This is a genomic window from Streptomyces sp. KL2, assembly GCF_046529545.1.
GTDB lineage: Bacteria > Actinomycetota > Actinomycetes > Streptomycetales > Streptomycetaceae > Streptomyces > Streptomyces radiopugnans.
On sequence record NZ_CP127170.1, the window covers coordinates 5,362,321 to 5,383,688 of the forward strand.

At 75.0% G+C, this 21,368-nt stretch carries 24 protein-coding genes; 10 read left to right on the forward strand and 14 right to left on the reverse strand.

Annotated elements, in window-relative coordinates; all coding sequences use genetic code 11:
• Nucleotides 1–32 precede the first annotated feature (32 nt).
• From QPK52_RS24130 to QPK52_RS24140, 3 genes are all read right to left on the reverse strand, one after another.
• Complete coding sequence (locus QPK52_RS24130) at nt 33–1,415, reverse strand: carbohydrate-binding protein (RefSeq protein WP_410539564.1); 1,383 nt, start codon at nt 1,413–1,415, stop codon at nt 33–35.
• Nucleotides 1,416–1,564: 149 nt separating this feature from the next.
• Nucleotides 1,565–3,196 carry a DNA translocase FtsK gene (locus QPK52_RS24135; protein ID WP_410539565.1) on the reverse strand — a complete coding sequence of 544 codons (1,632 nt, stop codon included), beginning with the start codon at nt 3,194–3,196 and terminating at the stop codon, nt 1,565–1,567.
• A 243-nt stretch (nt 3,197–3,439) separates the two neighbouring features.
• Entirely contained in the window at nt 3,440–4,414 is a 975-nt protein-coding gene (locus QPK52_RS24140) for a LysR substrate-binding domain-containing protein (protein ID WP_410539566.1), read from the reverse strand.
• A 113-nt stretch (nt 4,415–4,527) separates the two neighbouring features.
• On the opposite strand from QPK52_RS24140, the gene QPK52_RS24145 reads away from it, so the two are divergent.
• Nucleotides 4,528–5,355, forward strand: coding sequence for a methyltransferase domain-containing protein (locus tag QPK52_RS24145; protein ID WP_410539567.1), 828 nt, complete (start codon nt 4,528–4,530; stop codon nt 5,353–5,355).
• On the opposite strand, the gene map is transcribed toward QPK52_RS24145, so the two are convergent.
• Nucleotides 5,342–6,109: a type I methionyl aminopeptidase gene (map, locus tag QPK52_RS24150; RefSeq protein WP_410539568.1), complete on the reverse strand. Its 768-nt coding sequence runs from the start codon at nt 6,107–6,109 to the stop codon at nt 5,342–5,344. The two genes, QPK52_RS24145 and map, sit on opposite strands and share 14 nt — an antisense overlap.
• Before the next feature lie 121 nt (nt 6,110–6,230).
• Here map and QPK52_RS24155 point away from each other — a divergent pair, with 121 nt between their 5' ends.
• The 4 genes from QPK52_RS24155 to QPK52_RS24170 all read left to right on the forward strand — a co-directional run bounded on the left by QPK52_RS24155 (nt 6,231) and on the right by QPK52_RS24170 (nt 8,824).
• A complete protein-coding gene (locus QPK52_RS24155; protein WP_093656301.1) occupies nt 6,231–6,506 on the forward strand; it encodes a helix-turn-helix domain-containing protein in 276 nt (91 codons plus the stop codon).
• Between the two features lie 202 nt (nt 6,507–6,708).
• Entirely contained in the window at nt 6,709–7,314 is a 606-nt protein-coding gene (locus QPK52_RS24160; protein WP_410539569.1) for a TetR/AcrR family transcriptional regulator, read from the forward strand.
• Nucleotides 7,315–7,325: 11 nt separating this feature from the next.
• Entirely contained in the window at nt 7,326–8,207 is an 882-nt protein-coding gene (locus tag QPK52_RS24165) for an alpha/beta fold hydrolase (protein WP_410539570.1), read from the forward strand.
• A gap of 104 nt (nt 8,208–8,311) precedes the next feature.
• Entirely contained in the window at nt 8,312–8,824 is a 513-nt protein-coding gene (locus QPK52_RS24170; protein WP_410540458.1) for a GNAT family N-acetyltransferase, read from the forward strand.
• Nucleotides 8,825–8,849: 25 nt separating this feature from the next.
• Here QPK52_RS24170 and QPK52_RS24175 read toward each other — a convergent pair whose 3' ends face one another.
• Nucleotides 8,850–9,107, reverse strand: a complete 258-nt coding sequence (locus QPK52_RS24175; protein WP_410540493.1) for a hypothetical protein — start codon at nt 9,105–9,107, stop codon at nt 8,850–8,852.
• 269 nt (nt 9,108–9,376) lie between these two features.
• Here QPK52_RS24175 and QPK52_RS24180 point away from each other — a divergent pair, with 269 nt between their 5' ends.
• The gene (locus QPK52_RS24180) at nt 9,377–9,751 is read left to right on the forward strand and encodes a cupin domain-containing protein (RefSeq protein ID WP_245769892.1); all 375 of its coding nucleotides are present in this window, start codon (nt 9,377–9,379) and stop codon (nt 9,749–9,751) included.
• A 114-nt stretch (nt 9,752–9,865) separates the two neighbouring features.
• On the opposite strand, the gene QPK52_RS24185 is transcribed toward QPK52_RS24180, so the two are convergent.
• The 4 genes from QPK52_RS24185 to QPK52_RS24200 all read right to left on the reverse strand — a co-directional run bounded on the left by QPK52_RS24185 (nt 9,866) and on the right by QPK52_RS24200 (nt 12,566).
• Nucleotides 9,866–10,294: a pyridoxamine 5'-phosphate oxidase family protein gene (locus QPK52_RS24185; RefSeq protein ID WP_410539571.1), complete on the reverse strand. Its 429-nt coding sequence runs from the start codon at nt 10,292–10,294 to the stop codon at nt 9,866–9,868.
• Between the two features lie 133 nt (nt 10,295–10,427).
• Nucleotides 10,428–11,135, reverse strand: coding sequence for a response regulator (locus tag QPK52_RS24190; RefSeq protein ID WP_410539572.1), 708 nt, complete (start codon nt 11,133–11,135; stop codon nt 10,428–10,430).
• A gap of 222 nt (nt 11,136–11,357) precedes the next feature.
• The gene (locus QPK52_RS24195; protein WP_410540460.1) at nt 11,358–11,972 is read right to left on the reverse strand and encodes a CBS domain-containing protein; all 615 of its coding nucleotides are present in this window, start codon (nt 11,970–11,972) and stop codon (nt 11,358–11,360) included.
• 132 nt (nt 11,973–12,104) lie between these two features.
• Nucleotides 12,105–12,566 (reverse strand): Crp/Fnr family transcriptional regulator, encoded by a 462-nt coding sequence (locus QPK52_RS24200; protein WP_093656288.1) that lies wholly within the window; start codon nt 12,564–12,566, stop codon nt 12,105–12,107.
• Between the two features lie 306 nt (nt 12,567–12,872).
• Here QPK52_RS24200 and QPK52_RS24205 point away from each other — a divergent pair, with 306 nt between their 5' ends.
• Both QPK52_RS24205 and QPK52_RS24210 read left to right on the forward strand, forming a co-directional pair.
• The gene (locus tag QPK52_RS24205) at nt 12,873–13,508 is read left to right on the forward strand and encodes a hypothetical protein (RefSeq protein WP_410540461.1); all 636 of its coding nucleotides are present in this window, start codon (nt 12,873–12,875) and stop codon (nt 13,506–13,508) included.
• Between the two features lie 252 nt (nt 13,509–13,760).
• Nucleotides 13,761–14,651: a universal stress protein gene (locus QPK52_RS24210; protein ID WP_410539573.1), complete on the forward strand. Its 891-nt coding sequence runs from the start codon at nt 13,761–13,763 to the stop codon at nt 14,649–14,651.
• Nucleotides 14,652–14,727: 76 nt separating this feature from the next.
• On the opposite strand, the gene QPK52_RS24215 is transcribed toward QPK52_RS24210, so the two are convergent.
• On the reverse strand, nt 14,728–15,771 hold the full coding sequence (locus QPK52_RS24215) for an MBL fold metallo-hydrolase (RefSeq protein ID WP_410539574.1): 1,044 nt from the start codon (nt 15,769–15,771) through the stop codon (nt 14,728–14,730).
• Between the two features lie 83 nt (nt 15,772–15,854).
• Here QPK52_RS24215 and QPK52_RS24220 point away from each other — a divergent pair, with 83 nt between their 5' ends.
• Entirely contained in the window at nt 15,855–16,862 is a 1,008-nt protein-coding gene (locus QPK52_RS24220; RefSeq protein ID WP_410539575.1) for a LysR substrate-binding domain-containing protein, read from the forward strand.
• Here QPK52_RS24220 and QPK52_RS24225 read toward each other — a convergent pair.
• The 3 genes from QPK52_RS24225 to QPK52_RS24235 all read right to left on the reverse strand — a co-directional run bounded on the left by QPK52_RS24225 (nt 16,832) and on the right by QPK52_RS24235 (nt 19,517).
• Nucleotides 16,832–17,746: a serine hydrolase gene (locus QPK52_RS24225; protein ID WP_410539576.1), complete on the reverse strand. Its 915-nt coding sequence runs from the start codon at nt 17,744–17,746 to the stop codon at nt 16,832–16,834. The genes QPK52_RS24220 and QPK52_RS24225 overlap by 31 nt on opposite strands.
• 69 nt (nt 17,747–17,815) lie before the next feature.
• Nucleotides 17,816–19,030 carry an acyl-CoA dehydrogenase family protein gene (locus QPK52_RS24230; RefSeq protein WP_410539577.1) on the reverse strand — a complete coding sequence of 405 codons (1,215 nt, stop codon included), beginning with the start codon at nt 19,028–19,030 and terminating at the stop codon, nt 17,816–17,818.
• Between the two features lie 16 nt (nt 19,031–19,046).
• The gene (locus QPK52_RS24235; protein WP_093656276.1) at nt 19,047–19,517 is read right to left on the reverse strand and encodes an SCP2 sterol-binding domain-containing protein; all 471 of its coding nucleotides are present in this window, start codon (nt 19,515–19,517) and stop codon (nt 19,047–19,049) included.
• A 79-nt stretch (nt 19,518–19,596) separates the two neighbouring features.
• Between QPK52_RS24235 and QPK52_RS24240 the strand changes: the two genes are divergently transcribed.
• Nucleotides 19,597–20,331: a TetR/AcrR family transcriptional regulator gene (locus tag QPK52_RS24240; protein WP_410539578.1), complete on the forward strand. Its 735-nt coding sequence runs from the start codon at nt 19,597–19,599 to the stop codon at nt 20,329–20,331.
• Here the strand turns inward: QPK52_RS24240 and QPK52_RS24245 are convergent.
• Entirely contained in the window at nt 20,317–21,336 is a 1,020-nt protein-coding gene (locus QPK52_RS24245; protein WP_410539579.1) for a MaoC family dehydratase, read from the reverse strand. The genes QPK52_RS24240 and QPK52_RS24245 overlap by 15 nt on opposite strands.
• Nucleotides 21,337–21,368: the final 32 nt, after the last annotated feature.

Below are 21,368 nucleotides of genomic sequence, written 5' to 3' on the forward strand. Positions count from 1 at the left end.
GGGCCGGACTCGGAGTCGGCCTCGGACCGTGCTCACACCCGCTGCCACAGCGCCGGGGTGTTCGGCGGCTCCCAGCCCGGCTGCGCCTGGTGGGCCTGGAGGCAGCGGTAGGTCGCGCCCCCGTAGGTCACCCGGTCGCCGGCCGCGTAGACGGTGCCGGCCTTCCAGGTGCCGCCCGGCTCCTCACCCGGCGGGTCGGTGGGCTCGGGGCCCGGGCCGCCGCCGGCGGTCTTCAGCGTCAGGCCGTACACGGACAGGATCTCGTTGACCGGCTGGTGGTAGGTGGTGCCGCCGGTGCGGCAGTTGCCGGAGCCGCCGGAGGTGACGCCCTGGGCCTGGTTGCCGGAGATGTAGGAGCCGCCGGAGTCGCCGGGTTCGGCGCACACGGAGGTCCGGGTCACGCCGGTGATGGTGCCCTCGGGGTAGGTGACGCTGGTGTTGTGCTGCTGGATGGTGCCGCAGTGCCAGCCGGTGGTGGAGCCGGAGCGGCAGATGGACGCCCCCACCGCCGCCTGCGTGGAGCCCGCCACCTGGACGCTGCCGCTGGAGGTCTTCACGTACGGGGTGGCGGTCCAGTTGGAGTTGGCCGCGACCCAGGCGTAGTCGTTGCCGGGGAAGGACGAGCCCTGGAAGGCGCCCAGCGCCACCTGGTTGTAGCCCGAGACGCTGGTGCCGGTGCGGCCGCAGTGGCCGGCGGTGGCGAAGCCCTGCTGGCTGCCCTTGGTGACGGGGAAACCGACCGAGCAGCGCCCGCCGCCACCCATGTAGTAGGCGTCACCGCCGCGCAGGTCGTACAGCGGGCGGGGCTTCTCGGCGGACTTCACCACGCGCACCAGGTCGCTGTCGGCTCCGGCGGCCTCGGCGAAGGCGCGGGCCTTGGCGGTGTCGGAGGCGTGGACGACGACGGAGTTGGTCCTGACGTCGACGTACCACACCGGCGCGGCGGTGGTGGAGTTCTTCTCGGCGGCGCGGTCCAGTCCGGCCTTGGCGGCCTCGAGTTCGGCCAGGGTGTGCTCGACGACCTTCGCCCGGGCGCCCTTCGCGGAGATCCGGCGGGCGTCGGAGGCGTCGGTGGTGGCCACGGTGAGGGTCGCGGCGTCGTCGCCGGACACCCAGGCGCCGGCGAAGTCGCCGCCGAGCGCCAGGCGCAGCTCTCCGGCGGCTGCCCCGGCCCGGCTCTCGTTCACCAGCCGGTCCTTCGCCTGGCCGGCGGTGAGGCCGAGGTCGCGCTGCATGGCCTTCAGCAGACCGGGCGGCAGGGAGGACAGGGCGGACGCGGCCTGCCGGGCGTCCGCCTTCCGCGGGGCGGACGCGGCGGGATCGGCCGTCGCGGTGCCCGGCAGCAGTGCGGTCAGGGTGAGTGCGCCGGCCGCCACCGCGGCCGCGCACGCGCCTGCGACGCGTCTGTGGAGCATGTGGATCTCCTCGGTTTCGTCGGGGTGACCGAAACCGTAGACGCGGACGCGGTGGGGAGAGGAGCTGTCAACTCCCCTCTCCCCACCGCGTTATGGAAGCCGCCGTACCCCTTGTGGCCTGCGGTTTCCGCTGCACTGCCGCAAGCGGCTCAGCGCTTGCCCACCGGGGCGAGGTGGTCCAGGGACGTGACCAGGGCCTTGCGCCGCCCGTTCTTGGCCGGGGCCGAGACCACTTCGAGCTGCTCGAGCGCGTCCAGGGCGCGCCGGGCGGCCGTACGGGAGAGGGAGAAGCGCTGCTGCACGTAGACCATGCTGGCGTTCTGCTCGGTGACGACCGCCTGCGCGATCTCGCGGAGCGTCTCGGTGTCCATTCCGGCGGCCTCCGCCTGCCGGGCGAGCGGGCCGCCGTCGGGCTCGGATCCGGAATCGGTCCGCTCGGGCTCGGGCTCGGGCTCGGCGGACGGTGTGGTGGAGGCGGCGGCCAGGGCGGGGGTGCCGGGTGCTCCGGCCTCCTCGGCCGACGGGGCGGCCTGCTTCACGATGAGCGCGGCGGGCTCGTCGGCGGTCCGCTCGGGCTCCGGGGCCGCGGACTCGTCGTCGGCTGGCTCCGTGGCTGGCTCCGTGGCGGCGGGCGCGGACTGCGCGGACGGCACTGCCCCGTCGAGGTCCTCGGCAGTCTGCTCCGTCTCCGTCTCCGTCTCCGTCTCCGTCTCCGTCTCCGTCTCCGTCTCCGGCGTACGCGGCGCCGCGTCCTCAGCCACGGGGGCGTCGGGTACCTCGGCGGCTTCTCCGGCGTCCCGCGCGGACGTCTCGGCGGGCGCGGACGACTCGGTCCCGGCGGAGGGCTCCGGGGCCGCGGCCCTGTCCTCGACGGCCTCCGCGGGCTGCACGGGCTCCGTGACCTCCACGGCGGCCGGGGCGGTCTCCTCGGCGCGGGGGGCGGGGATCTCGGCGGGGGCCTCGGTCTCCGCGGCAGGCGTCCCGTCCTTCACCGCGAGGGCGGCGGGGTCGTCGTCCCGCGTCTCCGGCTCCCGCGCCTCCGGCTCCTGTGCGTCCGGCTCCCGCGCCTCCGGCTCCTGTGTGTCCTGCTCGGGTTCCGGTGCGCGGGGAGCCGGATCCCGGCTCTCCTCCCGGTCCTCCCGGTCCTCCAGGACCGAACGCCCCGGCTTCGGGACGGATGTGCCGGGGTCGGAGATGAACAGACCGCCGACCGAGAGCCGTTCCGGTGCGCTCTCCTCCACGGAGACCGCCTCCACCAGGACGGAACCGGAGACGCTCTCCTCCCCGTACCCGCGGTGTTCCGCCGCCCGCCGCGGCTCGGCCGACGAGCCCGGCCCGGCGTGGACGGCGGCCGTCTCCTCCGCCGTCTTCTCCGTCTCCTCGGCTCCGCTCTCCTTCGCCCCGCCCCGCTCGGCGGTCCGCTCACCGGCCGCCTCACGTGCGGCACCGCGTCCGCCCGCCGAGGCGTGGCGGCTCGCCAGGACACCGGCTCCCGCCGCGAGGAGGAAGACGGTACCGCCCGCCATGTGCGGCACGGAACCGAGAACGATCCCGAGGACGAGGAGGATCAGGCCGGCCAGCGCCAGGATCACGGACAGGCGTGCGGCCGTCTTCGACAGGTCCTTCCCCGCGGGACGCGGAACGTCCTCCCGCGGGGCCGGGGCCTCCGCGGCGGTCCGTCCCGCTCCCCGGCAGCTTCGGCCTTCGCTCTCGTGGTGGCCGATGACCCCGTCGGTCACCGGCGCCCGCTGCTCGCAGACCGGGCATGTATCGCGACGCATTCAGCCCCCTTGTGGCACTTCCCAGGACGACGGACTGTAGCGGACCGGGGGATGCCGTCGCGGGGGTGGTACCGGCACTCCGCATCCGTCCGGGCGTACGCCCGGACCAGCGGCCCGCCCGCCACCGCACAACTCCGTTCCCCAGCCAGTCCTTTGGCGGCGCGGCCGAGCGGGCCGCCGCGGCACCGGTCGGGTGCTCCGGCGTGTCGTGCGGGGCGGTGCCGTCCGGCGGTTATCGGACCGTCATCCGACCGCCGTCGGGGAGGCCGCGCCGAAACCGGGGTGGTCCGCCAGCCACCGGGTGTAGCTGGTGCTGCGGGCGGCGGCCTCGGTGTGCGCCGCGCGGGCCTGGGCGACCACCGGGCCCGCGACACCCGCCGCGGGCGAGCCCGGATGCCAGCCGATCAGGTGCCGCCAGCGCAGCGGCGCCCCGGCCAGCGGACGGGTCACCACGCCCGGGGCCGGCGGGAACGTCGCCCGGCACAGGCCGACCGCCCGTCCCACCTGCACCAGGTGGACGCAGGAGGCGGTGTCGGTCTCGTAGACGCGGGCGGGGGTGAACCCGGCGCGGGCGCAGACGGCGGCGAAGCAGTCCGCGAAGCAGCCGTCCCCCGGCACGTCCGCCCAGGACTCCCGCGCCAGCGACTCCAGTTCCACCTCGCGCCGCTCGGCCAGCGGATGGTCCCGGCCCAGCATCACGAACACCGGATCGACGGCGATCTCCCGCCACACCAGCCGGTCCGCCGCGGGCGGCGGACTCTCCCCGCAGGCGCCGACCAGTGCGAAGTCCACCCGTCCCTCGACCACCAGCGCGGCGATCTCCCGTTCCGACCAGGAGGTGCGAGTGGTCACCGCGATCTGCGGGTGGGACTCCGCCAGCCGGTCCACCAGGCCGCCCAGCAGCGGCCCGTGCGTACCGCCGAGCCGGAAGCGCGGCATGCCCTCCCACGCCCGCGCGAACCGCACGGCCTCCTCCTGGAGTTCGCGCACCGCGGGCAGCAGCACACCGGCGCGGTCCAGCACCAGCTCGCCCAGCGCGGTCGGCCGGACCCCGAACCGGCCGCGGGTGAACAGCGCCCCGCCCAGGGCGCGTTCGATCCGCTTGAGCTGCGCGCTGAGCGCGGGCTGGGCCAGACCCAGCGCCGTGGCCGCCCGGGTGAGGCTGCCGGCGTCCGCGATCGCCCGGATCGTCTTCAGGTGCCGCAGTTCCAGGTCCATGCCCGACAGCTTGGGCCGCCCGGTACGCGGGGGCAATACATCGGCGGAGTATTGGTACGGACCATAACTCCGGCCTGTGATCGCCGAGTCGGCGCCCGGGTCAGGCTCCTCGCATGTCCGGGGCAGCTCAGAGGTTCGACTCGTCCATGGCCGCCTGGCGGCAGTGGCAGCAGGCGCCCTGGGGGCGGCTGCGCTTCACCCTCGCCGAGGCCAACCTCCTGCGCCACCTGGACGGACTCGGCGGCGGCCCGCTGCGGATCCTGGACCTGGCCGGGGGAGACGGAGGCGACGCCGTCCGGCTCGCGGCTCGCGGCCACCGCGTGACCGTGGTGGACTGCGCCCCCGGGATGCTGGCCGCCGCCGGGGAACGCGCCGAGGCGGCCGGAGTCGCCGACCGCGTCACCCGCGTCCGGGCCCGCATCGAGGAGTTGCCGCAGGATGTCGCCTCGGGCGGCTGGGACGTCGTGCTGTGCCACAACGTCCTGCAGTACGCGGACTGTCCGGACGCGGCGGCCGGGATGCTGGCCGCGGCCGTGGCGCCGCTGCGGGAGGGCGGCGTGGTGTCGGTGATGGCCGTCAACCGCCACTCCGCACCGCTGGTCGCGGCCGTACGCGAGCCGGACCCGGCCGCCGCGCTGGCGGCCCTCGACCGGGACCGCGCCGACGGCCGCACCTTCGGCACCGCCATACTGCTCCACACCGCCGAGGAGATCGCCTCCCGACTGGACGGCCTGGGCTGTCCGGGGGCGGCGCACTACGGCATCCGCAGCATCAGCGACTACATCACCGACGACGAGCGCAAGCACGACCCCGCCTTCTACGCCGACCTGGAGCGGCTGGAACTCGCGGTCACCGACCGGCCCGCCTACCGGCACACCGCCCGCCTCTTCCAGCTGATCGCCCGCCGGGAGCCCGGCGCGGGCCCGGTCAGGGCAGGGTGAGGATGCGCGGGCCCTCCTCGGTGATCGCCACGGTGTGCTCGATGTGGGCGGCCCGGCTGCCGTCGGCGGTGCGCAGCGTCCAGCCGTCGGTGTCGGTGCGGTAGGCGTCGCTCCCGCCGGCCATCAGCATCGGCTCGATGGCGAGGACCAGTCCGTGGCGCAGGGGGAAACCGCGCCCGGGGCGCCCGCGGTTGGGCACGTGGGGGTCCTCGTGCATGCGGCGGCCGATGCCGTGGCCGCCGAAGTCCCGCGGCATGCCGCAGCGGGCGGCTGCGGCGACGGAGCCGATGGCGTGCGAGATGTCGCCGATCCGGTTCCCGGCGGTGGCCGCGGCGATGCCCGCGTCGAGCGCCTCCCCGGTGGCCTTGACCAGTTCCAGGTCGGCGGGCCGGGGGGTGCCCACGATGAAGCTGACGGCGGCGTCACCGGTCCAGCCGTCGAGTTCCGCGCCGCAGTCGACGCTGACCAGGTCGCCGTCGCGCAGCCGGTAGCCGTCGGGGACGCCGTGCACGATCGCGTCGTTGACGGACGCGCAGATCACCGCCGGGAACGGGGTGGGCGCGAAGGAGGGCTGGTAGCCCAGGAAGGGCGAGCGCGCCCCCGCCTCGGTCAGGACGGCGCGCGCCGCCTCGTCCAGCTCCCGCAGGGACACGCCGACGCCCGCCGCGTCCCGGGCGGCCGCGAGGGCCCGTGCCACGACGCGTCCGGCCTCCCGCATGGCCTCCAGTGCCGCGTCGGTCTTGATCTCCACCATGTTCCACCGCTCCTTGTCCGTGTCGGGCCGCCCGTGCCGGTCCCGCCGCATCACGCACGCCCGGGCGAGTCGCCCGGGCGTGATGCGAGCCAATTCTTATACCGGTATTAGTATCACGGTCATGGTGAGAACTCCTCTGACCCCGTGGGAGCGGCAGCGCGGGGAGCGGCTCGGCGCACTGCTGCGCGAAGCGCGCGGTGGACGCAGCATGGTGGAGGTCGCGGCGGCGGCCGGGGTGTCGGCGGAGACGCTGCGGAAGATCGAGACCGGGCGGGCGCCGACCCCGGCGTTCTTCACGGTGGCGGCCCTGGCGGCCGTACTGGGGATCTCCCTGGACGAACTGGCCGCCGTCTGCGCCCGGAGCGGCGATGACGGTGAGCGTGCGCTGACTGCGTAGCGCCTTCCCGCCCTCTCGGCCGGCCCCGGGCGGGGCCGCTGCCCGCGCCCGCCGTCGAACCGGGTGCGGGAGCCGCGTTCGACCGATCTGTGTTCACGGGGCCTTCGGGCGAACGCGGTGGTCTGCGCCCCGCCGGGGGCGGTGTCCTGTGGCGAGGGAAGCGAGACGAGACGTGCCGTCTCGTCTGTGTTATGGTCCGGTCGTGCCCAAGCAACCGACGGCCGCCCGGCGCAGCGCGGCCTCCCGCGCCGCGATCCTGGAAGCGGCCTTCGAGCTGGTCGGAGAGGTCGGCTACCGCAGGCTCGGCATCGAGGCGATCGCCTCGCGCGCCGGGGTCGGCAAGCAGACGATCTACCGGTGGTGGCCCTCCAAGGGCGCGGTGCTGTTCGAGGCGATCCTCGTGCGCAGCTTCGGCGACGGAGAGGAGCCGGTGCCGCTGCCCGACACCGGTGATCTGGAGGCGGACCTGCGCACCGTCCTGCGGGCCACCGCGCTGGAACTCGCCAGTCCCGAGGTGGACCGTCCGCTGCGGGCGCTGACGGCCGCGATGGTCGAGGACGAGGCCCTGGCCGAGGAGTACCGCATCCGCGTGGAGGAGCCCACCCGGGAGGCCAAGCGGGCCCGGCTGCGCTCCGCGCAGCGCGCCGGCCGGCTCCCGGCCTCACTGGACCTGGACATCGCCGTCGACGCGATCTTCGCGCCGATGGCGCAGCGGTGGCTGACCCGCAGCGGGCCGCTGACCGAGGAGTACGCCGACGCGCTGCTGGAGACCGCGCTCAACGGCCTGCGGCACCACGGCCCGAACTGAAGGGGGAACACATGGAGACCTTCGTCGAAGCGGGGGACGGCTACCGGCTGTGGGTCGAGACCGCCGGAGAGGACGATCTGCCGCCACTGCTGCTCGTCATGGGTGCCGGCGCGAGCGGCCTGGGATGGCCCGACGCACTCGTGGCCCGGCTGGCGCGGCACCACCGCGTCATCCGCTACGACCACCGCGACACCGGCCGCTCCACCCGCGCCTTCCACGAACGGCCCTACGCCGTCCGCGACCTCGCCGGTGACGCCGTGGCGGTGCTGGACGCGCTGTCCGTCGACCGGGCGCACGTGGCGGGGATGTCGATGGGCGGCTACCTGGTCCAGTTGCTGCTCCTGGACCACCCGCGGCGACTGCTCAGCGCCGCGCTGTGGGGCACCTCCGTGCTGGGCGGCGCGCGCCCCGACCCGGAGATCCGCGACGAGGACCTGCCCGGCCCCGACCCCCGCCTGCTCGCGATGTGGGAGCAGATGGGGCAGGAGCGCGACCAGGAGGCCGAACTCGAATGGCGGGTGGAGCACTGGCGCCTTCTCAACGGCGACGTACTGCCCTTCGACGCCCAGGAGTTCGGCGACCTCGAACGCCGGGTCGCCGCCCACAGCGGCACCTGGCGCCAGCCGTCCGCACACGCTCTCGCCGACCAGTCCGGCATGGAGCGGGGCGAGGAGCTGGCGCGGGTGACGGTCCCGACCCTGGTCGTCGACGCCCCGGAGGACCCGATCACACCCCCGCCGCACGCGGCCCGGCTGGCCCGTGCGATCCCCTCCGCGCGGCTGGTCACCGTCCCCGGGCTCGGGCACGCGCTCGGAAGCGCGGCCGTGCCGCCGCTGGCCGACGCGATCCTCGCCCACACCCGTTCCGTCGACGCGGGCGGCCGTACGTCCTGACCACCGGCCGCGCGGGGCCGGTCCCCGGCCGGAGACCGGGCGGGGCAGGGCAGGGCAGGGCAGGGCGGAAAACGGGAGGACGCGGACGGACCGCGCCGGTGAGGATGGGGCACGTGGACACCGAACGCCGAGAGTTCTGGGACATCGCGCCCCTGCCCGTCGGGCATCCCGAGGCCGCGGCCCTGCTGCGCGCGTACTACGAGGACATCGTCGGCCGCTACCACGGCCGCCGCGCCACGCGGGAGGAGGTCGACGCGGCGCTCGCCGAGGAGCCCAGTGACGATCTCGCCCACCCCACCGGCCACTTCCTGGTGGGCCGGTGGGAGGGGCGGCCCGCCGGGTGCGCCGGCCTGCGCGTACTGGACGAGCGGACCGCCGAACTGACCCGGCTCTTCGTGCTCCCCGGCGCGCGGGGGAAGGGCTGGGGAGCGCGGCTGCTGGCGGCGGCCGAGCACGCCGCCGCCGAGGTGCTGGGCGCGCGGGTGATCCGCCTGGACACCCGCGCCGACCTGGTCGAGGCCCGCGCCCTGTACGCGCGCCACGGCTACACCGAGATCCCCGACTACAACGGCGGGAAGTACGCCGACCACTGGTTCGAGAAGCGGATCGGTCCGTGAGCCGGTCCGTGCTCCGGTCCGTGGCTCAGTCCGTCACCCCGAAGGCCCCCTTCGCGCCGCGTTCGGCGTCGCCCACGATGTGCGGGACGAACGGATAGGCGCCGGCCTCGGGGAAGGCCGGCTCCACGAGACCGCCGGAGGCCGGGGGCAGGTCCAGCACCTGTGCTCCGCCGCTGCCCGGATCGTCCGGCCGCAGCCGGTGGGCGACCTCCTGGTGGACGGTGCCGAGCTGCCCGCCGGCGACGTGGAAGGCGCTCGGCCGGTTCGGTCCGGCAGTCGGCACCCGGAGTACCGCGCCATGCCCATGGCCTGGTGCATCCCGCCGCTGTCCCCGGTCGTCGACGCGGTACGCGGCACCGGCGCCGGGACTGGTGCCACGGTGGCCGCCGACGTCGTCGACGAGGGCTACGGCGTTCGCCGTCTGGCCCTTCACCCGGTTGGTGCACATGCTGACCGCGCCGCCGGGGTACCTCACCCGTCCCTGCATCGTCTACCGGAGCCGGGACACGCGGCTGGGCCCGCGTGCCCCCGGCGCGGATGGGAGCGTGTTTGATGATCACTCCGCAGGGCGGTCCCGAGCCGGACCGCGAGAAGCACCCCGCCGGAGAGGTGGCCGGACTGAAGGCACAGGGGGAGTGGCTGCTGGCCGAGGCGGGGGCGGCCGACTCAGGGCGGAAGGCGCAGACCGTCGTCAAGGTCCCCGGGCTCAGCGTGACCCTGATGGCGCTGGCCTCCGGCCACGGACTGGCCGAGCACCAGGCGCCGGGAGCCGCGACGCTGCTGTGCCTGACCGGCCGGGTGACGCTGAGCACCGTCGGCCGGGAGTGGGAGCTGGGTCCGGACGACCTCATCGCCATCCCCGCGGAGCGCCACCGCCTGACCGCCGACACCGACGCCCTGGTGCTGCTCACCGTCCGGCTGGACTGATCCCGTCGGCCGGCACACCGTCCTGCGGGCCCGACAGCACGCTGCCGCAGCCGGCGACGGGGCCGACGTCGCACGACGGCCGGTAGGCCGGGGCAGCCGCGCGGGGTCCGCGGCTCAGACGGTCCCGGTGGGAGAGACGTCGTCCAGCACCCGGCCGGTCACCAGTTCCGGTTCGATCCGCACGTAGACCCCGTCCTCGATCGACGCCCAGGACAGGGGCCCGGACAGGCCCAGCCGCTCGGCCTCACCGGGATCGGTCACCTTCGAGGCGCGCCCGGTGACGACCACGCTCCAGCCGGAGCGCGTCGCCTCGTCGAACCGGTCCGCCTCGAAGGCCACCACACTGGTGTCCACCGCACGGGCCATCCGGGACGCGCCCGAGGTGCGCAGGACCACCGCCTGGTCGCGGTCCAGGAAGAAGTTGACGGGGAGGACGGCGGGCAGCGCGTTCTCGGTGTAGACGATGCGTCCCAGAGGGACCTGTGCCAGCAGGTCCAGGCACTCCTGCCGGTCGAGCTCGCGGAAGCCGTCGTGTCGGTGCATGCGTCCATGGTGCGCGCGCCACCCGCGCGGGGGTAGGGCCGGTCGGCCCCATCCGGGGCGAAAACGGGCGGGGGCCGCCCCGGTGCGCGGCCCCCGCCCGGTACGCCGGCCCCGCCCGCCTCCGCGGACCGGTTCAGCGCGGCTGCCGCCCCGTGGAGTGCGGGGCGGTCTGGGTGGCGATGACGGCGGCCTGGACGCGCCGCTCCACCCCCAGCTTCGCCAGCAGCCGGGAGATGTTGTTCTTGACCGTCTTCTCCGACAGGTACAGCTGCCGGCCGATCTGCCGGTTGGTCATCCCCTCGCCGATCAGGGCCAGGATGTCGCGCTCGCGGGGGGTCAGCGAGGCCAGCGCGGCGTCCTGCGGCTCCTCGGCGGGTTCCTCGGTGTCCTGCACCCGCAGGCTGTTCATCAGCCGCGCCGTGGTCGCCGGGTCCAGCATGGACTGCCCGGAGGCGACGGTGCGCACGGCGGCGATCAGGTCAGAGCCCTTGATCTGCTTGAGGACGTAGCCGGAGGCACCGGCCATGATCGCGTCCAGCAGCGCGTCGTCGTCGTCGAACGAGGTCAGCATCAGACAGGCCAGCTCCGGCATCCGCGAGCGCAGCTCGCGGCAGACGGCGATGCCGTTGCCGTCGGGCAGGCGCACGTCCAGGACGGCCACGTGAGGGCGCAGGGCCGGGCCGCGCGCGAGGGCCTGCTCGGCCGTGCCGGCCTCGCCGACCACCTCGATGTCGGGCTCGGCGTCCAGCATGTCGTGCACGCCGCGCCGTACCACCTCGTGGTCGTCCAGGAGGAACACCCGGATCGGGTCCTGTGGTGAGAACTGCTGGGCCTGGGTCATACGGATCCTTCACGCTGTCGGGCAGGGGCACGCCCCCCTGCCCCACGATCCTGCCCCGACCCGCCCGTCCGGCGCCAGGGCCCAACGGCCCCACCGCCCGCACACGCGGACGGGAACCCGGGCCGCCCGATCCCGGCACACCGCCCCGGACGCCGGCTCCGCCACCAGGGGCCCTCGACGGTCACCGGTGGCCGCCGGCGGTCGCCTTCGGCCACCGGCGGCTCACACGGACCGCTCCAGGTCGAACCCGACGTCCACCACCCCCTCCACCGACCGCGCCATCCGGGCGGCCACCGGGACCAGGGCGGTGTTGCGGATCTCGCCTGTGAAGGTCACCACGCCGTCCGCCACCCGCACCCCCACGCTCCGGTCCCCGCCGGGGAAGAGGGGCTCGACGACGTCACGGCGCACCTCCCGGGCGATGTCCTCGTCCGGGCGCAGGAAGACCTTCAGCAGGTCCCCGCGGCTGACGACACCGACCAGCAGGCCGTCGGCGTCGATCACGGGCAGGCGCTTGACGCGCCGGCGCGCCATGATCCGCGCCGCCTCGGCCAGCGTGGCGCGGGCGCGGACGCACACCGCCGGCGCCGTCATCAGCTCGCCCGCGGTCACCGCCCCCACCCGGGCCAGATCCTCCGGGCGCCGAAGCTGCTCCATGCGGCTGGGGCCGCCGTCCCGGAACTCCTCCTTGGGCAGCAGATCCGCCTCGGAGACGACGCCGACGACGCGGCCCTCGCCCTCCAGCACCGGCAGAGCACTGACCTTCCACTGCTCCATGGTCATCACGATCTGCTTGAACGGGGCGTCCCGGCCCACGGAGACGACGGTCTGGCTCATCACGTCGCCGACGGTGTGCGGGGTGTGCGGGGCGCCGTCCATGGCGTCCGCGCCGCCCGTCGCGCCCGCGCTGTCCACAGTGTCCATGCTGTCCTCCTCAGGATCGTCGGCCGTGACGCGCAGGGATGGGCGTCACGGCATGGGCCCGCTTCCGTAGGGCCCGTACAGGTCCAGCAGCCGGGTGCGGGCGGCCTGCAGCCGGTGCGAGATGATCTCGGCCATCCGCAGGGCCACCGCGCGCCCCAGGACCGGGTCGGCGTCGCACAGCTCCCGCACCCGGGCGGCGTCGAACTCCAGGGCCCGCACCGGGCTGAGCGCCTCGGCGCCCAGCTGCCAGGTGTAGGGCGGGAAGAGCCAGGACCAGCCCAGCAGGTCGCCGTGGGAGAGGGTCTCGACCGCCGCCGGACGGCGGCCGGGCACCCGCATGTCGAGGGTGACCGAGCCGGTGCGGATCACCCAGAACCGGTCGGCCCGGTGGCCCTCCTCGGAGATGCGGGCGCCGGCGGGGAAGGAGACCTCGCGCGCGAGTTCCAGCAGCCGCTCGCGGCTCTCCGGGGGCAGCGCACCGAGCAGGTTGTTGGCGGTGACGATCATGGCGGGCCTCCCTGGCGGTGAAGGGGTCGTGTGCGCGGAGGCGTCCGCTTCCGGTTCCGGTGCGGGCGCCGAGGCGGTCCGCCGCCGCTCCCTCTACTCCCGTTGTACTCCCGCGGCCGGGAAGTGGAGCCTCACCGTCATCGTCGGATTCCTCCCACCGCCGGGGCAGGGGCCGTACGGGGACCGGAGGCGGGACCTTCGGCCCCCGCACACGGGCCCGCGGACCCCTGCTGCGCCGCGCGCCGCCGCGAGACGGTGTGAACGTGCCCGACCGGCGGGCCGATTTCCGCGAAGGGGATGAGTGAGATGGCAGTCCACGGCCACACGCACGGACACCGGGGGTTCCGCCTCCCGGTGTGGCGCACCACCCGGACCGCACCCGCGTCCGGCGAGACGGCGGCCGCGGCGGCCGCGGTGCCGGCGGCGTCGGCCGCGGCCCGCGTCCTGGCCGGGCTGCGCTTCGCGACCGGGTTCGTCTTCCTGTGGGCGTTCGCCGACAAGACCTTCGGTCTGGGCTACGCGACCCCCGCCGAGCGGGCCTGGACCGAGGGCGGCTCGCCCACGGAGGGCTTCCTCAGCGGCGTGGCAGTCGGCCCCCTGGAGTCGGTCTTCCACGACATCGCCGGGGCCGCCTGGGCGGACTGGCTGTTCATGCTGGGCCTACTCGGCATCGGCCTGGCCCTGACCGCCGGCGTCGCACTGCGGCTCACGGCGGTCGCCGGCACCGTGATGATGGCGCTGATGTGGGCCGCGGAGTGGCCACTGGCCCAGCACCTGTCGGACGGCAGCCCCAGCATGTCGACCAACCCGCTCGTGAACTACCACGTGGTGTACGCCGCCGTCATGATCGTCCTGGCGGCCGCGGCGGCGGGCGACACCTGGGGGCTGGGCCGGTGGTGGGCCCGGCTGCCCCTGGTCCGCAGCCTCCCCTGGCTGCGGTGAACCCGCCGCCCCCGAGCGGACCACCGGCCCGCGGCGCCCCCGAGGCGCCGCGGGCCGGCCGTCTTCCCCGGTCGTCTTCCCCCGCCCCGCCGCCCTTGCGGACCGTCCGGCCGATCCCCCGGGACACCACGGCGGGCCCCGCAGGACATCGGGCCCGCACGGAAGGGACCAGTGACCCCTGCCGAACGCGGGTATCCGGATCGATCATGAGAACACAGCGGCACAGAGCCGCCCGTCAACGGAGGTGTTGTGATGGTACGTACGGTCACCGTGGGAGTGGACGGCTCGGCCGAGAGCCTGGCCGCCGCCGACTGGGCGGCCCGGGAGGCGGTACGGCGCGGGGTGCCGCTGCACCTCGTCCACGTGCGGGAGCCCGACCCCTTCACCCCTCCGGACTCCTTCGCCGACCCCGGGACCCGGCAGCACTGGGCCCAGCGGATCCCGCGCGAGGCGGCGAACGACCTCGCCCGCCGCCACCCGGGGCTGGAGATCACCACCGACCAGCTCACCGGCCGTCCCCCCGAGGTGCTGACCGCGGTCGCCGAGCAGGCCGAGGTGCTGGTCGTCGGCACACGCGGACTGGGACCCGTGGCCGGTTTCCTGATCGGCTCCGTCGGCCTGGCCACCGTCGCCCGTGTGAAGTGCCCGGTGGTGCTGGTGCGGGCCGGAACACCGGAGGAGGGCGGACCGGAGGGCGCCGGGCCCTCCAACGGCTCCCGCGACGTCGTCATGGGACTGGAGCTGTACCGGCCGGCCGACGAGCTGATCGAGTTCGGCTTCGAAGCCGCCGCCCGGCGCGGCGCCGCGCTGCGGGTCGTCCACGGCTGGAACCCGCCGCTGGTCTACGGCATCGACCCCATCGCCGTCGACCCCCGCCTGGCCACCGATCTGGCCGAGGAGAGCGCCCGCGCCCTGAACGAGGCGCTGCGCCACTGGCGGGAGAAGTACCCGGACGTCGAGGTGAAGGCACAGGCCGTGGTGGGCAGGGCCGCCCGCCATCTGACGGAGGCATCCGAGGACGCCTCGCTGGTCGTCGTCGGCCGCCGCGACCGCCGCTCGCCGATCGGCTTCCACATCGGGCCGGTCGCCCACGCGGTCATGCACCACTCCAAGGCGCCCGTCGCCGTCGTCCCGCTCGACTGAGACACGCCCGCCGCGACGGCGCCGCACCCCGGGCCGCGACCCTTCGGTGAAGACCGACGGGCCGTGGCCCGTCGCGTCAGGGTGTGAACGCCTCCAGATGGTCGACGACCACGAAGCGCGTGTGCGGGCTCGCCTCCTCCACCGCCCTGCGCAGGCCCTCCAGGCCGCCCCAGTCCACGGCCGGCTCGTCCAGCGGCTCGTCGAAGTCGTCCCAGTGGGTGGGCACGACGTAGGGCGGGTGGCCCAGGCAGGACAGCAGGCGCGGCACGTAGTCGTGCACGGTGGAGCCGCCGGGCTGGATCATCGCCAGGTCCGGGGCGAGCCCGGTCAGGTCGGCGGCGCTGAAGTTGGAGCCGCCGAAGTTCACCAGGGTGAAGCCGGTGGCCTCGCTGGTGACCGCGTACGCCAGGGTCTCGCCCTCGACGAGGTCGGCGATGGTCCTCGGGCGGGGCGGCGGGCCGCCGGGGCGGGTGCCGGGGAAGGGCACCCGGGCGCGCGGCCCCGGCATGGAGTGCAGGGAGCGCAGCACCCGGACCGAGTAGCCCTCGAAGCGGATGTGCTCGCCGCCGCGCACCACCGACAACTGCTCCTCCAGAGCGCGCCGCTCCTCCGGCCGGGCGAGCGCCAGCATCATGTTGGCGTGGCTCTCGGTGCCCAGCACGGTGGCACCGGTACGGGCCGCCAGATGCGGTACGTCGGGCATGTGGTCGTAGTGGCCGTGGGTGACCAGGATCTGGTCGGCGCGCAGCCGGTGGCGGTCGATGGCGGCCCGGTCGACGGTCACCGGCGTGTCCGGATCGGCCCCCTTCCGGGAGTAGGTGCCGGTGCGGAAGCGGGTCAGCCACGGGTCCACGAGCACGGTGGCGGGTGCGGCGCCGGGCCGCTCCACGCGGATCTCCCAGCCGTTGTTGCCCAGCCAGCGCAACCGGAAGCCGGACCTGCCCGGCTCGGGGCGGTCGGAACGCGCGGGGCGGGCCGCCGGCTGCGCCGCGCCGGCCGGGACGGCCGCGGTCAGGCCGGCGGCCAGACCACCGGCCGCCGAGGCGCCGAGCAGACCGCGCCGGGACACCGGGGATGTGCGGGCGGGGGAGGGGCGGGAGGATCGGGAAAGTGGTCGCATGCCGTGATCAGAGCACGTGCGACGGCGGCCCGTCCAAGATCGAAAACCGTTTCCGGCGATACCGGAAACGGTATCGTCCCAGCGTGGATCTGTTACGGCACCTGAGGTACTTCCGGGCCGTCGCCGAGGAGTTGCACTTCGGGCGGGCGGCGGAACGGCTCCACATGGCCCAGCCGCCGCTGAGCCGGAGCGTCCGCTCGCTGGAGGAGGAGCTCGGTGTGCGGCTGTTCGACCGCACCTCGCGCGGCGTACGGCTGACCGCCGCGGGCGAGACGCTGCTGGCCGAGTCCGGTGAGCTGCTGGCCCGGGCCGAGCGGATGCGGACCCTGGTCGCCCGCGCCCACCGCGGCGAGCACGGAACGCTGCGGATCGGGGTGCCCCCGGAGCTGCCCGGACGCGTGCTGGCCCGGATGCTGACCGCCTTCGCCGCCGAGGCCCCGGGCGTACAGGTGGAGCCGAGGGAGCTGAGCACCGCCGAGCAGGTGCGGCTGCTGGCCGACAGGGAGCTGGACGCCGGACTCCTCCAGCACCCGGTGGAAGTGGAACCGGCCGGACTGGTGAGCGAACCGGCCACCGGTCTGCCGCTGGGCGTCGTCCTGCCCCGGGGCTCCCCGCAGGCGGGGACGGGCCCGCTGCCCCTGGCCGCGCTCGGCGGCAGCCCGCTGGTGATCTTTCCCCGGCAGGCGGCGCCGGGCCTGTACGACGCCACCCTCGGTGCCTGCCGCGCGCAGGGCTGGCACCCGTCCCGGATCGTCCACGCGGGAAGCCCCGAGGTGGTGATGGGCCTGGTGATCGCCGGGCACGGGGCCGCCCTCGCGCACGAGGCCGTGGCCCGCAAGGAACCCCGCGTCCTGTGGCGCCCGCTCGGCACGGACGGCCCGCGGTGGCCGGTCTCCTTCGTGCGGCCGGCCGCGGCGCCCCATCCGGCCGCCCGGCGCCTGGCGGCCACCGCGACGGCCGCGCTGCGCGCCGAGGCGGGCGGGACGGGCGAGTGCCCGGCCGGGCGGCCCGGGCCGAGGACGGCGGGGCCGGACGGCGCGCCGCGCCCCTGGGACGTGGTCTACGCGGTGCGGCGGCCGGAAGAGGGCTGATCGCAGCAGCCGTACAGCGCCTCCACCGCAGCCCGCCCCGCCGCGCCGATCGCCGCGTCGAGGTCCGGGCGGCGCTGGCCAAGGCTCTCGGTCTCGGTGAACACCGCGACCGCGTAACGGCCGCCACCGGGCGGGGAGACGACGCCGATCTCGTTGCGGATGCCGGGCAGGGTGCCCGACTTCGCGGCGACGGCGACCTCCTCGGGGAAGGCCGCCGCCAGCCGGTGCCAGCTCACCTGCCGCGCCATCAGGTCCCTGACCTCGGCGCACGCCCGCGGCGGTCCGGCGCGGTCGGTCCAGATCAGGGCGAGCAGCCGGGTCATGTCCCGGGCGGTGCCGCTGTTGGTGCGCCGCGGGTCCGATGTGGGCAGGGAGCGTATCCGCTCGGGGGAGAGCGTGGGGTAGACGGCGGCGAACGCGGCGGGATCGGCGGCGCCCACCTCCGCCAGCACGCTCTCCAGCAGGTCCCGGGGCGATCCGGCGATCCGCGTGCCCTCCAGCCCCAGCTCCCGCGCCAGCAGCGCCACGGTGTCGGTGCCCACCCTGCGGAACAGCACGTCGGCGGCGGTGTTGTCGCTCACCGACAGGGCGAGGAACGCCAGATCGCGCAGACTCATCTCCACGTCGTCCCGGCAGCCGGCCGTGCCCGTGCCGCCCAGCCGGTCCGCCTGCCGCACCAGCACCCGTTCGGCCGGATCAAGCTGGCCGTACGCCGCCTGCCGGGCGAACTCCAGCACCAGCGGCACCTTGACGACCGAGGCCAGCACCACCGGCTCGTCCGCCCCGGCCCCCGTCTGCCGCCCGCAGTCCACGCAGCGCGTGTGCAGCCGCACCCGTGCGCCCAGCGATCCGAACTCCCGCTCCAGGTCCCCCGGTTCCGCCACCGGGACATCCTGCCGCACCCCGTCCCCCTCGGGCGAGCGCCCGCCCGAGGGGGACGGGGTGCGCCGGCGTCAGCGGATGTGGCGGCCGGAGACCGCGCGGGCGATCACCAGGCGCTGGATCTCACTGGTGCCCTCGAAGATGGTGTAGATCTTGGCGTCCCGGTACATCCGCTCCACCGGGTGCTCCCGGCTGTATCCGGCGCCGCCGAGGATCTGGACGGCCTTCTCGGTTGCGGCGACGGCCAGTTCGCCGGCGCGCAGCTTGGACATCGAGCCCTGGGCCGCGTCGAAGGCGCGGCCGTTGCGGGCCATCCAGGCCGCCTGCCAGATCAGCAGCCGGACGGCCTCGATCTCGGTCCGCAGATCGGCCAGGGCGAAGGCGACGGCCTGGTTCTCGACGATGGGGCGGCCGAACGCGACGCGGCCGCCCGCGTACTCCAGGGCGTACTCGTACGCGGCGCGCGCGATGCCGAGCGCCTGCGCGCCCACGGTGGGCCGGCTGACCTCGAAGGTCGCCATGGCGGCCTGGCCCTTGGCTCCTCCGCCCTCGCGGGCGCGGGCCAGGCGCGCGTCCAGCCTCTCCCTGCCGCCCAGCAGGCAGTGGCCCGGCACCCGCACCTCGTCCAGGAAGACGTCGGCGGTGTGCGAGGCCCGCAGCCCCAGCTTCCTGATCTTGCGCCCGGCCTCCAGACCGGAGGTGCCGGGCGGGACGATGAACGCGGCCTGGCCGCGGGCGCCGAGTTCCGGCTCCACCGAGGCCACCACCACGTGCACGTTCGCTATGCCGCCGTTGGTGATCCACGCCTTCTGGCCGCTGATCACCCACTCGTCCCTCGCCTCGTCGTACCGGGCGCGGGTGCGCATGGCCGAGACGTCGGAGCCGGCCTCGGGCTCCGAGACGCAGAAGGCCGCCACCTTGGGGTCGTCCTGGTCGCCGAAGCACTGCGGGACCCACTCGGCGAGCTGGTCGGGGGTGCCGGCGGAGAAGATGCCCGCCACCGCCAGCGAGGTGCCGAACAGGGCCATGCCGATGCCGGCGTCGCCCCAGAACAGCTCCTCGTTGGCGATCTGGAGGGAGAGGCCGGAGGGATCGCCGTACATGTCGGCCAGGGACTCGAAGCCGTACAGGCCGATCTTCGCCGCCTCCCGGATGACGGGCCAGGGAGTCTCCTCCCGCTCGTCCCACTCGGCGGCGGCCGGGCGCACGACGTCGGCGGCGAAGCCGTGCACCCACTCGCGCAGGTCGTTCTGCTCCTCGGTGAGGTCGAGGGAGAAACCGCTCATGACCGCAGTCCGCCCCTCACGCCTTGGGGATGTCGAAGTAGCGGGTCAGGCCGGAGGCCAGGCCGACGTCGCCGGCCAGCTTCAGCCTGCGCGTCATGAACATCGTCACGGGGCTGGCGTTGCCGGAGACGAGCCTGAGGAACTCGGCGTCGCCCATGGTCAGCGTCACGCGCGGGTCGGTGTCGCCGCGGCCCTCGCGGACCGTGCAGGTGCCGCCCGAGATGGCGATCTCGTGGACGACCTCGGTCTCCCCGGTGACCTTCCAGCGGATCACGGCGTCCAGCGATCCGGCCCGCTCGGGGCGGAACTGCCGCTCCATGCGCCGGAAGACCTCGCCGAGCACGCGCGTGCGCAGCTCGCCGCGCATGATCTCGGCGATCTCCCCGTTGGACAGGCCCTTGACGATCCGCGCGAACTCCTCGGGGGAGACGGCGGCGAAGTCGAGGGCGGCGAGGTCGGCCGGCTCCCGGCTGACGCCGTTGGTCATGGGGTTCCCCTCACTTTTCTTACTCCGAAGTAAATTTACTTGCGAGTAAGATTACGATGCGGTAGGTAGGCTGGCAAGAGTGAGCGGCGAACGCAGGCGACGGGTGCCCCGGCGGATCCGGGAACAGCAGATCATCGACGTGGCGGTCCAGGTCTTCGCCAGGCGCGGATACCACCCCGCCTCGGTGGACGAGATCGCCGAACTGGCGGGCATCTCCAAGCCGATGGTCTACCTCTACCTCGACTCCAAGGAGGGTCTGTTCCTGGCCTGCCTGCGCCGCGAGGCCGAGCGGCTGGTGGCGGCCTTCCAGGGCGCGGCGCGCGATGTGCGCACCCCGGAACTGCGGCTGTGGGCCGGGCTGTCGGCCTTCTTCGCCTTCGTGGCCGAGCACCGCGACAGCTGGGTCGTCCTCCACCGCCAGGCTTCGCAGCTCAGCGAGACCATCACCGCCGAGGTCGCCCAGGCCCGCCGCGCGGTCATGGCCGAGGTCGCGGGCCTGGTCCGGGACGGGATCGGCGAGGCCCTCGGACCGGTCCCGGTCGCCGACGAGGAGGCGGACTTCGTGGCCCACGCGCTGGTGGGCGCGGCGGACTCGCTCACCGACTGGATGGAGCGCCACCCCGGGGAGTCCCCCGAACGGGTCACCCGTCGTCTGATGAACATGGTGTGGGTGGGCATGCGCAACGTGCTCACCGGCGAGATCTGGACACCGCCGGCGGGTTCCGGGTCCCCGGACCCGGAACCCGCCGGAAGGCCCGGGGCGCCGGCGGCACCGGCGGACCCGGCCGGCCGGGGGCGCTCAGCCCAGGAGTGAGACCTCGCCGCGCAGATGCTCGCGCCCCGCGTCGCCGTCCCCGCGCAGCCGGAAGTCCCACAGCACGCCGGTGCCGGAGGACGCGGCCGGGCCCGCGGCGCGGAAGCGCACCGCCGAGGGCAGCGGGACCGGGGCCCGGAAGGAGACCTCCACCCGGCAGGCGTCGGGCAGCCGCTCCTCCAGCGCCGCCAGACAGCGGGCCTTGGTCCACATGCCGTGCGCGATGGCGCGCGGGAAGCCGAACAGCCGTGCGGTGAGCGGATGCAGATGGATCGGGTTGCGGTCACCGGAGACGGCGGCGTAGGCGCGCCCCGCCGAGCCGGACACCTCCCAGCGCTCCTCCAGCACAGGACCGCCCAGGTCGCCGGCCCCGCCGGGCAGGGCCCCGCCGGACGCGGTCCCGCCGGGCCGGGCCCCGGTGCGGGACCCGGCTCCGGCCGCCCCGCGTCCCCGGCGCAGGTACGTGCTGACGGACCGCCACACCGTACGGGCTCCGTCGTCGGCCTCGGCCGTCACGTCGAAGGCGGTGCCCTTCGGGTGCGGACGCAGGTCCCCGGCCCACACCCGGTAGGTGAGCCGCTCCCCGGCCTCCACCGGCCTGTGCCGGTCGATCCGGTTGGCGATGTGGACCAGCCCGAGCAGCGGCAGCGGGAAGTCCCGCCGGGTCATCAGCGACATCGCCAGCGGGAAGGCGACGAGGTGCGGATACGTCACGGGCAGCCGGGAGGTGTCGGCGAAGCCGCAGATCCCGGCGTAGCGGCGCAGCCGCCCGGGATCTGCCGCGACATCGCGCAGCACCAGCCGCCGCGCCGGCACCGGAACTCCCGGCCCGCCACCGGACTTGGGCAGCACCGCGCGGAGGTACAGCCCGGCCGTGCCCGGCGCGGACGGCATCTCCAGCGTCTCCGGCCCCCCGCGGCCGGCGCTCCCCGCGTCCTCCGGGCTCCCCGCCCTTCCCGCGCCCCCTGTGCTCTCCCCATCTCCCGCGCCCTCCATGCCTCTCATGCCTCTCACACCTCTCACGCCTCTCGTGTCCC